Origin of the sequence: Dissulfurimicrobium sp. (assembly GCF_049968175.1) — a bacterium.
In the GTDB taxonomy this organism is placed as follows: Bacteria; Desulfobacterota; Dissulfuribacteria; order Dissulfuribacterales; family Sh68; genus Dissulfurimicrobium; species Dissulfurimicrobium hydrothermale.
Genome location: NZ_JBMFRG010000052.1, coordinates 1 through 13,500, shown reverse-complemented (window position 1 = coordinate 13,500; position 13,500 = coordinate 1). Strand labels below are relative to the sequence as shown.

Here is a 13,500-nt window from a genome sequence, read left to right as displayed (position 1 = left end):
CTTACGTCAGGGCATGAACTAGGCGTTGACTGGAGCAATCTTGAGGCGACGCTGAGCAGGAGTCCGCTCCAGACAACGGGTGCCAAATTCATAGTAAATAGTACTACGACTGCAAATGGCTTGTTGTATGGCCTCCATCTGTCCCAGCGTTATTATGATGTAAGTACGGTGCTCCACGCCCTTGAGCAGTATGGGAATGTCAAGACCCTCTCAAACCCCAGGCTGAAGGTTATGAATGGCCAGTCGGCCGTCATAAGCGTCGGCCAGTCGGTATCATACCTCAAAAGTCTTCAACAGAACCTGACATCTGGCGGCACCGGCGGCGGCATCACTACTTCAACCACTACGGCCGAGATCAGCTCCATCTTCGACGGCGTTCTTTTGGGTGTAACGCCGGTCATAGAAGGTGATGGTTTCGTGACACTTCATATAGTGCCGATAAAGAGCGATCTCATCTCGCTTGAAGAGCGGGAGTTCACCGGCGGGAACCGATATACCTTTCCTAAGGTGGATCTAAGGGAGGCCTCCACCGTACTCCGAGTCATGTCCGGAGAGATGGTGATTCTTGGCGGGCTTATTCAGGAGCGGAAGGAGGACAAGGGCTCTGGTGTGCCACTGTTAGACCGTCTACCATATGTCGGCAAGGCTTTCAAATACAATATCGAGAGCAATAAACGTGTGGAACTCGTGATCCTTATGCAGGTAAAGATAATTTGATAATTAGGGAATGAGCAGACTTTTTGATGCATTGAAGGAACTGGAGACGCGTGAAGGCGGAGGTCATGAGACACTTCACTATCTGGCGGAAAGGGACGATGGCGAAAGGCATGCCAAGAGACCCGTATGGGTAGCCCCACTCCTGGTAGTGTTGTTTTTTGTAGCAGTCGGTCTCGGCTTTATCGTCTCCATTAATCTGTGGTGGAGGGTAGGGGCGGCAGGGAAGACCGCTGTGACAGGTCTAAATAATATATCCCATGGCAAGGCCGCTAATGGCACGGACAATATGGCGCCGTCCGCACAGACCCAGATCCGACGGATCGGTAGGGATAAGGTCGCCCAATCGTCTGCAGTGCAGACTGTCTCACCATCCATGCCCAGCGAAGACTTGAAAAATAAGGTCTCAATGCCAACAGCTGCGTTATATGGTTTTATGGCGACCAAGGCTGGAGATACCGCTTGTGAGCCGTATGTAGGTCAAATAGACCATAGCATCCAAAAGGATGCACGGAACAGGGTTTATGTTTCCAAAGAAGAAGATGCCGTGCCTGAAAATGGCGCAACAGGCGTCTCCCGGCAGCGTTTGCCAGTTGCACACATCTCACAGCCCGAGAATACGACGGACTTGATCCAGAAAAGTCTGATCCAGCAGGCTGAAGAATATAGGCTGGCTGGGCGGATGGAAGATGCGGTTAGGTTGTATAGGACCATCTGGCGTAAAACCGGTGATGTAGATGTGGCCAACAATCTGGGTGCAGCGCTTTTGGTGCTGGGCAGGACGAAAGAGGCGGAACAGGTCCTACAGGAGGCCTTAAAAAAGGCCCCTGCTGATATGGATATAAGATTCAATCTCAATTTGGCCAGAGAAAAAGAAGGGGAGAATGGCAAGGTGCCGTAATGGAGATGGCGTCCCCGACGGGATTTGAACCCGTGTTGCAAGCGTGAAAGGCTTGTGTCCTGGACCTGGCTAGACGACGGGGACTCATTTTTTTGTCGCGGCGTTTGTTGTGGGCCGTGCTGGACTCGAACCAGCGACTCTCTGCTTAAAAGGCAGATACTCTACCTCCTGAGTTAACGGCCCAGCTCAAAGCCCTGTTAAATAGACCGCTATGGTTATCATGACAAACAGGTCTTGTCAAGCTCGATCGGGCGCCTTGCTGGTACGCCTTATGAAACTTCCGGTGTGAAGGCGATGACGTCATCGATCCTTGATGTATTGGTAAGCAGCATCACAAGTCTGTCCACTCCAAGAGACATCCCTGCGCATGGTTTAAGACTGTCGAGACAGGAAATAAACCTTTGCGGCCATGGATAATCTCTAAAACCAAGTCTTTTTCTTGCTATCGTCCACTCTCTGAACCTCTCTTCCAATTCGTATCTGTCTGTTAGTTCCGAAAAGCCGTTCGCAAGTTCAATCCCGCCTATATAGAGCTCAACCCTCTCTGCAACAGATGGATTGCTGGGTTTAGGTCTTGCCATTGCAGCACACGAAGCTGGATAGTCCATAAGAAAGATAGGTCTGTCTTTAGGAAGGCCGGGCTCGATCTTTGTCGCCATGTCTTCATTAAATCTGTTCGGATCAGGCCATGGGCCTGGACACCAACCTGCATATCTTATGAAGGCGTCTTCAACGGTAAGGCGGGTGAAAGGCGGCCTTATGTCTATGACATTTCGTCCGTAAACAACCCCTTCTCCGTCCAGACCGATTGCCTTGGCTGTAGTCTGTAATATGGCTTCGCAGTCAGCCATGAGATCTTTGTAATCAGCGTCTGTCCTGTACCATTCAAGCATAGTAAATTCCGGTAGGTGCCTGTCTCCGCGCTCGCCCCTTCGGAAGACAGGTCCAAGCTGATAGATGCGGTTTAGTCCTTCGCTCAAAAGGCGCTTGAGATTCAACTCAGGGGATGGAATGAGGTACATGGATCCGCTGCCATGGACGTCGGTCGTCCGAAATGTCTCGATATACGGTTCAGGGGCGAGTGTATTTACAAGGATTGGGGTGTGCACCTCCAGAAACCCTTCTCCTTCAAGCCATGAGCGTATGGCCGATATAATCTTTGAACGGATCTTGAGCCTTTCGTGTCTGGCTATTCGTCCGTTATTTCTTGACCCGCTCAACATATTGGCCCGTGCGGGTGTCAATCTTCAGAACCTCTCCCTCTTCGATAAAGAGGGGTACCTGTATTTCGTAGCCTGTCTCAAGGGTGGCCGGCTTCGTGGCGCCTGTGGCTGTATCGCCCCTTACCCCGGGATCGGATTTTATAACCTGCAGCTCGACGAATATCGGAAGCGATACGTCTATGGGATTGCCCTCAAAGAAAAGGATGTCAACCTCTGTATTTTCTTTCAGGAAGTTTTTTGCCTCACCGACCTGGGATTCCGTCATGCTCACCTGATCGAACTTGACGGTATCCATGAAGTGGTAGCCATCCCCGTCTTTGTAGAGAAACTGCATATGTCTTTCTTCAAGGTTTGCAGGCTCAAATTTTTCGCCTGAGCGATAGGTGCGGTCTATGGTATATCCAGTTATCATATTTTTAAGTTTGCATCTGTAAAGCGCCTGGCCCTTGCCCGGTTTCGAGAATTGAAAATCGGTAATGAGATATGGGTTTCCATCGATTACTATCTTTAAACCCTTTCTCAAGTCTGAAGAATCATACATTGGCTTGTCTCCGGTTTTATTTTTTGCGAAAGCCATCAATAAAATAGAAATAGGGAAAATTCAAGTAGTGTAGCTGCCGATTCATCAATCAATATCGCATCGAAAAACGGTCGAATTCCCCTGTAGCTTCCTGTTCCTGCACCTCGATGTTGGTCACGTGGGCATACGGCGGCCCTTTGCGGCACCATGATATGAACGCGTCTATGGCCTCGGACGATCCCTCGGCTACGAGTTCCACTCTGCCGTCGGCAAGATTTTTCACCCAGCCTGTAAGGTCCAACTGCATAGCCTTATCCATTGCGGATGCCCTGTAAAATACACCTTGCACCCTCCCGCTTATGAATGCGTGGATACGTCTCTGAATACCCATGATCGTGCCTCCGCATCATTATTATTTTATATTAATTTTATAATTTCCGATTTTGAGAAGGGCAAGGTTTGTTTTTTTGAGGAATGATGATCCGGCATGTTTTTTTAGTTTTCCTTTGATGTAATCCTTGATATCATGACGATCATGTCAAAAGAGATTGAATTGCTTGCGCCGGCTGGGACCAATGAGACCTTCTGGGCCGCGATTGAAAACGGTGCGGACGCTGTATATCTAGGGCTTAAAGACCTTAATGCAAGGGCGCTTGCCAGGAATTTTTCTGTTGAAGAGGTGGCTGGCCTTACGGACGCTGCGCACTCAAGGGGCAGAAAGGTCTTTGTGGCCATGAATTCCCTTGTGAGAGAGGATGAGATCCCGAAGGCCGTTGGCGTGCTCTCGGCCCTTGAGGCAATCAAGGTGGATGCCCTGATCATTCAGGACCTTGGTCTCTGGCGGCTTGCGCGGAGGTATTTTCCAGGGCTTCGTCTTCATGCAAGTACCCTGATGGCCGTTCACAATTCCTACGGCGTAAAGATGGCTAAACGGATGGATTTCAGTCGAGTGGTGCTCGCGAGAGAGATGACCCTCGATGAGATAAGTGCGGCTGCAGTCGCCGCAGCAATAGAGACAGAGGTTTTTGTCCACGGTGCCATGTGTTTCAGTTATTCTGGATTGTGTTTCTTCAGCAGCTATTTCGGTGGAAAATCGGGTCTAAGGGGCCGCTGTGTCCAGCCATGCCGTCGCCGTTATACATGGGAGGGAAAGACAGGCGCTTATTTCTCCATGGGGGATCTTTCCGGCCTCGACGTGGTGGATGACCTGAGACGCATCGGGGTAAGATCATTGAAAATAGAAGGTAGGCTTCGGCCTCCTAGTTATGTGGCCTCGGTGGTCAAGGCATACAGGATGGTGATCGACCACCCAGGAGATGTCGATGTGCTTTCCGCAGCATGGGAGCTAGTCCAAGGTGCGTTCGGCCGTGCATATACAAAAGGGTATTTTCATAACGATACGCCAGGAGACGCGATCCTCCCCTGGCGTATGACAAATACCGGTGTATTTATTGGCAAGGTGCTTGACTATAAAAGGGGGCAGCTCCTTGTGGACGTTAGGCTCGATCTGGAACTTGGCGACCGCTTGCGCATAGTTTATCGGGATAGGAAAAGCCAGCAGAGTTTTTTGTGTACCGGTCTTATTGAGACAGAAGATGGCCAGGTCTGGATAAAGACCGGTGGATTGCTAAAAGACCCGAGAGGTGCGTTGATATTCCGCGCCGACACGGCGAGAGGCATTGGTTTTGAGAGATCTGCTGCCAGGGTCTACATGGTAAACAAGGCCTCGTTTACAGCCATTATGAAAAAGGCGCATATTGAGGCACAGGATGTCCTCATGAATATGCCTGCGGGACTCAGGTCGTCCGAGGCTGGTAGATTTGTTAAAAAACAGGCCTCAATAGATGTCTGGGTCAGAATTCCAGAACCGCGCGCCCTCACCCTTACAAAGGATTTTGATATTAAGGGGGCAATACTACCTATAACACCTTGGAATTTAAGGTCATTAAAGGGCAGGGTGCGGACATGGCTCAATGACATGGAAATCGTCTGGTCTCTCCCGGCCATCATCCATGAAGCCGAAATGGCCTTTTATAAAGAGGCATTGAAGCGTCTCGTCAGGCAGGGTTTCGGCAAGTTTGAAGTAGCCAATCTCGGTGCCCTTGCTGTCTTGGAAGAGGTCCTTTCTGACAAGGATCTGAAAAGACAGAGGCGTAAAGCCACTATATTCGGTTTCTATACCCTGAATTTGTTGAACTCACAGGCCCTTATAGGCGCCAAGGGACTTGGTGTGGACATCCCTCAATTTTCCATCGAGACGGATCAGGAAAATGCAAGATGTGCTACTAACTCGGCCCCTTTCGTACAGACTGCATTTACAGTCTTTTCATACATACCAGTTGTCACGAGTCGCATCGCCCTCAAGAACTTCAACTATCTCGGGCCTATAATCAGTCCCAAGGGGGAACGTTTTTATTGGCACAGGGAGGCAGGTAGAGGGGTTCTCTTGTCCGAAAAGCCGTTTTCGCTTCTCAACAAACAAGCCGAGCTGAAAGATGCCGGCTTTTCCATCTGGATTATAGATCTTTCATATCGGATTAAATCCAAACATATGCCGCGCGGCAGAACCGGCGGTCCTGCCCTGCTTCGTATCCCGGCAAAGGCCTTTAATTTCTTTGATAGATTGGAATAGTCAAGCGGCCTTAAGAAATCAGTGGGTGTGCATCTCTTCCGGTTTTATACCCTGTATTACAAACCAGTCAGGGGCCTCAAGGACGTCATGCACGCTAAAGAGCTTGTCAGCGTCATTTACGGCCATTGCCTTGCTCAAGACCTCGTCCATATTTTCAACCATTTCTATTTTGAGCCCCTTAGTCACCTTGGCCGGGATTTCCTTCATGTCTTTTTCGTTTTCGCTTGGTATGAGAACGGTCTCTATGCCGCTTCGTTTGGCAGCAAGGAGTTTTTCTTTGAGCCCGCCTATAGGTAGCACCCGTCCCCTCAGGGTTATCTCGCCTGTCATTGCCACGCTGTGTCTGACCGGGATCTTGAGCAGTGCGGATACGATAGCCGTGGCTATAGTTATACCGGCCGATGGACCGTCTTTAGGGATAGCCCCTTCAGGTACATGGACGTGGATGTCAACTTTTTGATAGAAGTCCCAAGGGAGCCTGAACTGGTGGGCCCGTGAACGGACATAGCTCATCGCAGCCTGCACGGATTCTTGCATCACATCGCCCAGCTTACCGGTTATTGTAAGGTTGCCTTTGCCCGGCATAATAACCGCCTCTATCTGGAGGAGGGCCCCTCCTGTCTCTGTCCAGGCAAGGCCGGCGGCAACGCCGGTCTGGTCTGTTTCTTCGGATTGCCCGTGTCTATATCGCGCAACACCTAGATAGCGGGTAATTGATGAATATGCTACTTTTATTTGTTTTGTCTCTTCCCCGGTGTTTTTGACTATCTCCTTCGCCACCTTGCGGCAGATGGAGGCCAGGGCCCGTTCAAGGCCCCTTACGCCAGCTTCCCTCGTATAGGAATGGATGATCTCAAGTATTACCTTATCGGTTATCTGCAATTGCTCTGGATTGAGACCATGTGCCTCTAATTGGCGTGGGATCAGAAAGCCCTTGGCGATTTCTAGTTTTTCTTCTTCTGTATAGCCAGGCAGTTCTATGATCTCCATCCTGTCCTGGAGAGGGATGGGTATGGTGTGTAAGGTATTGGCCGTTGTGATGAAGAGTACGCTTGACAGATCATAGTCAAGGTCAAGATAGTGGTCGTTAAACGAGGCGTTTTGTTCAGGATCAAGCACCTCGAGGAGTGCTGCAGCCGGGTCCCCACGGAAGTCAGTGCTCATTTTGTCGACCTCGTCTAGACAAAAGACCGGGTTTGAAGAGCCAGCTTTTTTGAGGGATTGGATAATCTTGCCTGGCAGGGCGCCTATATATGTCCTTCTGTGTCCCCTGATTTCAGCTTCGTCCCTTATTCCACCCAGCGAGAGGCGGACGAAGTTTCTTCCCATGGCCCTCGCTACGGACTTGGCTAAGGATGTCTTTCCAACCCCAGGCGGCCCGGCGAGACAAAGTATCGGACCCTTTATCTTCTTCGCCAGAGATTGGACAGCAAGGTGTTCAAGAATCCTCTCCTTCGGTTTTTCGAGGCCGAAGTGGTCCTCGTTAAGGATGTTTTCAGCCGCCTCTATGTCGTGTTTGTCTGTCGTCTTTTCAAACCACGGCAGGGATATAATCCAGTCTATATAGTTTCTTACGACTGTGGCCTCTGCAGACATGGGCGGCATCATCTTCAATTTTTTGAGTTCATGCCTTACTCTGGCAGAGGCCTCCTTTGGGAGCTTTTTTCGTCTTATCTTCTGTTCGAGTTCCCTGATATCGCCCTGAGTGTCGTCTTTTTGGCCTATTTCTTTTTGGATGGCGCGGATCTGCTCATTTAGATAGTAGTCTTTTTGATTCTTTTCCATCTGCTTTCTGACACGGTCTTTTATCCGTTGTTCAGTAAGCATTATTTGGATCTCGGTGCGCATGAGGGAGTAGAGCCGCTCAAGGCGTTTTTCAGGCTGTACCTGTTCAAGGATGGCCTGTTTATCAGCGACTTTTAAAGGTATATGGGCTGCGATGGTGTCTGAAAGCCTTGCTGGGTCGGTAATGGACGAGATAGAGATGGCCACTTCTGGGGCTATTTTTTTGTTGAGTTTGACATATTCATCGAAGGCGCTCAGTACGAGCCTTGTGAGCGCTTCCGTTTCCGTGTGTTTGTTAATAGAGTGATGGAGTGGCTCCACCTCAACCATAAAATAACTGGCATTGGGTATAAAGCGTCTTATTACGGCCCGCTGATCGCCTTCTATAAGTGCCTTTACCGTGCCGTCCGGCAGACGCAAAAGCTGGAGGATGGTGCCGAGCGTGCCGATCTTGTATATATCGTGTTCCTTTGGGTCGTCTATCTTTGCATCTTTTTGAGCGGCGAGAAATATCTGTTGCTTGGAGGCCATCGCGTCTTCAATGGCTTGAACGGATTTTTCTCTCCCTATAAACAGGGGGGTTACCATGTGAGGAAAGAGGACTATGTCCCTCAAGGGTATGAGGGCGGCCTTGATGATTTCGGGGTCATCTTTTGAGATGGATTGTTTTGCGCTGGTCTGCATATGTCTTTTACCTTGCGTGTTTAAGGGCCCGCCAGCCCGTAGTTTTTATCCGAGGCGCATTTTGCACCCGATTCCGACAAGACCATCTCCTCGGCCTCGCTTCAAGCCGATGGCTTCGAGAATGAAACCCATGCGCTATAGTTGAGCGATGGCCTTGGAAATATATCTTTTTCAAGATGTCTGGGCCTTCGGTTCATAGAGTAGCACCGGTTCTGCTTTGTTGATGATTACGTCCTCGCTTACCACGCACTCCCTAATGCCTTCTCGTGAAGGAAGTTCATACATGACATTGAGCATGGCCTGTTCTAGGATCGCCCTAAGCCCTCTTGCACCAGTTTTTCGTTTTATTGCCTCCTGTGCAATGGCTTTTATCGCCCCATCGGTAAAATGGAGATCGATATTATCCATTGCGAAGAGTTTTTGGAATTGTTTTATGAGGGCGTTTTTGGGTTCCTTGAGTATCCTTATCAGTGCATTTTCGTCTAATTCCTCAAGTGCAGCCACTACAGGCATGCGGCCTACAAACTCGGGTATCAGACCGTATTTGATCAGGTCTTCGGGTTGAATATTTTGCAGTATTTCGCTCAACATAATATTTCTTGCACCGTGAACATCGGCGCCGAATCCTATTGATGCACTTCCCATGCGTGCCTTTGCTATGCTGTCAAGCCCGACGAATGCACCGCCGCAGATAAAGAGTATGTTGGTGGTATCCACCTTTACAAAATCCTGCTGAGGGTGCTTTCTACCGCCTTTTGGCGGGACATTGGCCATGGTACCCTCGATTATCTTTAGAAGGGCTTGTTGTACACCTTCTCCGGATACGTCCCTCGTAATGGATGGGCTATCGGTCTTCCTTGCCAGCTTGTCGATCTCGTCTATATAGACGATTCCCCTGCTTGCCAGCTCTACGTCATAGTCTGCGGCCTGAAGGAGATTGAGAATGATGTTTTCCACATCTTCGCCTACATAGCCAGCTTCCGTAAGTGTGGTGGCGTCGGCTATGGTAAACGGCACATTCAATATCTTGGCGAGCGTCTGGGCGAGCAGGGTCTTCCCACTCCCTGTAGGGCCTATCAGGAGTATATTGCTCTTTTGTAGTTCGACATCCCCTGTGTCTGCTTTTGAATCGATACGTTTATAGTGGTTGTGCACTGCAACGGACAATATCTTCTTGGCAGTCTCTTGCCCTATAACATATTCGTCCAATAGGGCCTTGATATCGGCCGGTTTAAGGGATTTCGAGGCCTTGTTCTCGGGGTCGTCTGCCTTGTCGTATTCCTCGGCGATTATGTCGTTGCAAAGCTCTATACATTCATCGCATATATATACGTTCGGGCCAGCAATAAGCCTTCTTACCTCGTCGTGACCCTTGCCGCAGAATGAACAACGCAGATCAGTTTGTACTTCAGTGTCTTTCTTTTTAGCCATTTGACTTGTCCTCCTGAGGGGAGATGCGTTTCGTGATTACCTTGTCTATGAGGCCGTAATTTTTAGCCTCCTCCCCTCCCATGAAATAATCCCTCTCGGTGTCTTCCTGTATCTTTCCCAGGGGTTGACCTGTATGGACCGCCAGCAGCTCGTTCAATCTCTGGCGCAGCCTCAATATCTCTCTCGCATGTATGTCTATGTCGGTCGCCTGGCCTTGGAAGCCACCCATCGGCTGGTGGATGAGTATCCTGGCATTAGGGAGGCAATAACGCTTGCCTTTTGCGCCTGCGGCCAGAAGAAACGCACCCATGCTGGACGCTTGACCAAGACACAGTGTGCTTACGTCACATTTTATGTACTGCATAGTGTCATAGATTGCGAGTCCGGCCGTCACGATACCGCCGGGAGAATTTATATAGAGTGTTATATCTCGTTTCGGGTCCTCGGCCTCCAGAAATAGGAGCTGAGCGATTACTAGGTCAGCCATGTCATCGTCTATCGGGCCGCCCAGGAAGACTATCCGTTCCTTCAGGAGCCTCGAATAGATATCATAGGCCCTTTCACCCCTCGGGCTTTGTTCTATAACAATGGGTATTAAAGGCATTTAAGTCAATCTTCTCCTTAGTCTTATTTTTTTCGATAAATTAGTCTCTAGTCTGATCCATGGCATCGGCCTCGGAAGCCGCCTGTCTTATGACCGCGTGTTCAAGGAGGAGATCAAGGGTCTTTTTTGCACGCAGTTTGGGTAGTACATGCTGGACGAGCGCAGCCAGCAGCTCTTCCCTGTCTATCTGTGTTGAACTTTGGTCGATATGTCTTGCCAGTTCTTCATTTTCTACCTTGACATCCTCCTTGTCCGCTATCTTGTCTAGGATGAGCTCTGTCTTTACCTGTTTTATCGCGTCTTCGCGCATCTTTTCCTTGAGTCTGTCTTGAGATATGCCTGCCTTTTCTAGATCGACCCCCCGTTCATGAAGATGGCCCGAGATATTGTCTATCATTTGATCAAGTTTTGCCTCGATGAGACGTTCCGGTACAGGGAAATCAACCCCTGATACGAGCTTGTCGAGTATCTGGTTTCTAAGACTTGATCGTACGGCCTCTTCTTTGTCTGCCAAGATCTGTTTTTTGAGACGCTCCCTGAGGTCATCTATGGTTTTGTAGTCTGGGCTGAATTTTTGGGCGAATTCGTCGTTCAATTCGGGCAATATCCGTTTTTTTATGCCTTTTAAAACGACATTGTAATAGACCGTCTTGCCTGCAACCTTTTCGTTTATTGCATCATCGGGATATGTGATCTCTATTGTCCTTTCAGATCCTACTGCCATACCTATTATGGCTCTCTCGAATTCCTCATTGAAATAGCCCTTGCCTACCTCCAAATAATAATCCTTTTCATCCAGTCCTTCCACCGGCTCACCATCTATTTCGCCAGAATAGTCTATTATGGCGATGTCGTTCGTCTCAAGAGGGCGGTCTTCTTCGACTGCCTCTATGGCCCCGAAGTGCCGTCTCAGGGCCTCGAGCTGTTCCTCCACTTCTTGGTCGGTTACGGTGATTTCTGGTTTTTCGATTTCGATCCCTTTATAATCAGTGACCTCAAATTCCGGCCAGAGATCTACAGTTACGGAGTAGGAAAAGGTCTCGCCAGCCTTTATTGGGGAGGCCGAATCCAGTTGAGGGTGTAGAATAGGGATAAGCCTTGCATCTTCGATGGCCTTTGGCAGGGTCTTGCTGATAAGCGTATCTATAACTTCGCTTTTTACCTTATCGCTATAAAATTTTTCTATTATTTTGCGTGGCACCTTGCCGGGCCTAAATCCCTTTATCTTGACTTTTTTGTTGAGCTTGGCATAGGTCTCGTTAAGCTCCTTCAAAACTACATCAGACGATATTTCGACTGAAAGGCGTTTTTGAACAGGGCTTATCTCATCTATGGTTACCTTCATCGATTTTGTTCCCTTTCTTAATTTTAATTTATACGGCCCGGTGTTATGTCTTTGTTCGATTTGGCGATACGGCTGAAGGCCTTGGTGCAACTGCAAAAGAGATCCGTAGCTCAGCCATTCATCTTGGATTTAAATCAAAATGGTGCGAAAGGCGAGATTCGAACTCGCACAGGTTGCCCCGCTGGATCCTAAGTCCAGTGCGTCTACCAATTCCGCCACTCTCGCACTCGAACGCATAGTGCAATCTAATCCAGGCCAAAATTGAAGTCAAGAAATGTGCTTGCACAGATGGGTTTTTCAGGTATAAAAAATATCTTTTAACGATTTATTTAAAATTTATCATGACCATGAAATTTCTGTTAACCGTCCGGTTGGGCCCGGCCTTTTCTTTCTGACAAGATGCCACGGCCGTCCTTGCAGGAAGATGCCGATTCAGTCGGACTATGATGGATAATGTGCGATAAATCAACGAGGAGAATACCGCAATGGAACGTACGCTTTCAATCATCAAGCCGGATGGCGTATCAAGGGGTCTTATTGGAGAAGTTATCAACCGCTTCGAAAAGGCGGGTATCAGGATCGTCGCCATGAAGATGCTTAAAATGACAAAAAAAGAGGCTGAAGGGTTTTATGAAGTTCACAAAAACAAACCATTTTTCGGGAGCCTTACAGACTTCATGTCGTCCGGCCCGGTCGTCGTCATGGTACTGGAAGGCGAGGATGTGATCAGGCGGAATCGTGAATTGATGGGGGCTACGAATTACAAAGAGGCGAAGCCTGGTACGATAAGGGCCGATTTTGCAAGCGACATAGAAAAGAACATAGTCCATGGTTCAGATTCGCCTGGGAATGCGGCGAAGGAGATAGCATATTTCTTCAGCACCCTTGAACTAGTTTAACGGGATTTTTTAATCCCCTTGCTTAAAGGATACGATATCTTGAATCAGGGCTGTGAAATTGATTTTATATCGAGGCTGGCCCAAAAGGCTGCTGCCCATGGTTCTGATCCTGACCTGATGGCTGGCATAGGAGATGATTGTGCGCTCATACGGAAAGACGGCGGCCTACTTGTGGTAACCACTGATACCTTGGTAGAGGGGGTTCACTTTGATCTTGCCTATTTTGATCCGTGGCATCTGGGCAGAAAGGCCGCCGGAGTGAATTTGAGCGACATAGCCGCTATGGGCGCCAAACCCCGTTGGGCCTTTTTGAATATAGCCTCCCGTCCTGGCCTTCCATCAGGATTCTGGGATCGTTTTACAGATGGGTTGTTGTCCAAACTTTCTGCATTTGGTGCGGTTTTGGCCGGTGGAGATACAGTAAGCGCCCCGCATGACCTCTCAGTGACTTTGACTTTGATAGGAGAGCCGGTATCTGGCGGTCAGTCTGGCAATCGGTTGAGGCGTTCGGGCGCGCGTCCAGGAGACATAATCTATTGTTCAGGTTATTTAGGCGATGCTGCAGCCGGTCTTTATTATTTGAGGCGTTATGCCCATTGCGATGCAATGAAAGGCATCGTGAGAGGGCGATGCATAAGTCGGCTTGTCGAGAGGCATATTGACCCTGAACCTAGGGTCGGTTTGGGAATGGCCCTTGCTGCGAGCGGACTCGTTTGTTCGGCTATTGATTTGTCAGACGGCGTGGCAACCGATCTCGCTCAT

12 protein-coding genes and 3 tRNA genes are annotated in these 13,500 nt (G+C 49.1%); 5 read left to right on the top strand and 10 right to left on the bottom strand.

Annotated elements, in window-relative coordinates:
- Both ACP5SG_RS07495 and ACP5SG_RS07490 read left to right on the top strand, forming a co-directional pair.
- The coding region (locus ACP5SG_RS07495) for a type II secretion system protein GspD (protein WP_428123208.1) at positions 1-717 on the top strand (717 nt) is incomplete at its 5' end.
- 10 nt (positions 718-727) lie between these two features.
- Positions 728-1,615 carry a tetratricopeptide repeat protein gene (locus ACP5SG_RS07490; protein WP_237887523.1) on the top strand — a complete coding sequence of 296 codons (888 nt, stop codon included), beginning with the start codon at positions 728-730 and terminating at the stop codon, positions 1,613-1,615.
- Positions 1,616-1,621: 6 nt separating this feature from the next.
- On the opposite strand, the gene ACP5SG_RS07485 is transcribed toward ACP5SG_RS07490, so the two are convergent.
- From ACP5SG_RS07485 to ACP5SG_RS07465, 5 genes are all read right to left on the bottom strand, one after another.
- Positions 1,622-1,699, bottom strand: a tRNA-Glu gene (locus ACP5SG_RS07485).
- 26 nt (positions 1,700-1,725) lie between these two features.
- Positions 1,726-1,798, bottom strand: a tRNA-Lys gene (locus tag ACP5SG_RS07480).
- An 86-nt stretch (positions 1,799-1,884) separates the two neighbouring features.
- Complete coding sequence (gene epmA / locus ACP5SG_RS07475) at positions 1,885-2,859, bottom strand: EF-P lysine aminoacylase EpmA (RefSeq protein WP_428123205.1); 975 nt, start codon at positions 2,857-2,859, stop codon at positions 1,885-1,887.
- Complete coding sequence (gene efp, locus ACP5SG_RS07470; RefSeq protein WP_237887526.1) at positions 2,816-3,379, bottom strand: elongation factor P; 564 nt, start codon at positions 3,377-3,379, stop codon at positions 2,816-2,818. The genes epmA and efp overlap by 44 nt, the downstream gene beginning before the upstream one ends.
- An 88-nt stretch (positions 3,380-3,467) precedes the next feature.
- A complete protein-coding gene (locus ACP5SG_RS07465; RefSeq protein ID WP_237887528.1) occupies positions 3,468-3,749 on the bottom strand; it encodes an acylphosphatase in 282 nt (93 codons plus the stop codon).
- A 144-nt stretch (positions 3,750-3,893) separates the two neighbouring features.
- On the opposite strand from ACP5SG_RS07465, the gene ACP5SG_RS07460 reads away from it, so the two are divergent.
- On the top strand, positions 3,894-5,990 hold the full coding sequence (locus ACP5SG_RS07460) for a peptidase U32 family protein (RefSeq protein WP_428123201.1): 2,097 nt from the start codon (positions 3,894-3,896) through the stop codon (positions 5,988-5,990).
- 18 nt (positions 5,991-6,008) lie between these two features.
- On the opposite strand, the gene lon is transcribed toward ACP5SG_RS07460, so the two are convergent.
- The 5 genes from lon to ACP5SG_RS07435 form a co-directional block, all read right to left on the bottom strand.
- Entirely contained in the window at positions 6,009-8,459 is a 2,451-nt protein-coding gene (gene lon / locus ACP5SG_RS07455; RefSeq protein ID WP_428123199.1) for an endopeptidase La, read from the bottom strand.
- 171 nt (positions 8,460-8,630) lie between these two features.
- Entirely contained in the window at positions 8,631-9,890 is a 1,260-nt protein-coding gene (clpX, locus tag ACP5SG_RS07450; RefSeq protein WP_237887534.1) for an ATP-dependent Clp protease ATP-binding subunit ClpX, read from the bottom strand.
- Positions 9,883-10,494 (bottom strand): ATP-dependent Clp endopeptidase proteolytic subunit ClpP, encoded by a 612-nt coding sequence (gene clpP / locus ACP5SG_RS07445; RefSeq protein ID WP_237887536.1) that lies wholly within the window; start codon positions 10,492-10,494, stop codon positions 9,883-9,885. Before clpP ends, clpX begins: the two co-directional genes overlap by 8 nt.
- A gap of 40 nt (positions 10,495-10,534) precedes the next feature.
- A complete protein-coding gene (gene tig, locus ACP5SG_RS07440; protein WP_428123196.1) occupies positions 10,535-11,839 on the bottom strand; it encodes a trigger factor in 1,305 nt (434 codons plus the stop codon).
- 140 nt (positions 11,840-11,979) lie between these two features.
- A tRNA-Leu gene (locus ACP5SG_RS07435) sits at positions 11,980-12,064 on the bottom strand.
- A 260-nt stretch (positions 12,065-12,324) separates the two neighbouring features.
- On the opposite strand from ACP5SG_RS07435, the gene ndk reads away from it, so the two are divergent.
- Together ndk and thiL are read left to right on the top strand one after the other, a co-directional pair.
- The gene (gene ndk / locus ACP5SG_RS07430) at positions 12,325-12,738 is read left to right on the top strand and encodes a nucleoside-diphosphate kinase (protein ID WP_237887545.1); all 414 of its coding nucleotides are present in this window, start codon (positions 12,325-12,327) and stop codon (positions 12,736-12,738) included.
- A 39-nt stretch (positions 12,739-12,777) separates the two neighbouring features.
- A partial coding sequence (thiL, locus tag ACP5SG_RS07425; RefSeq protein WP_428123193.1) for a thiamine-phosphate kinase occupies positions 12,778-13,500 on the top strand: 723 nt, incomplete at its 3' end.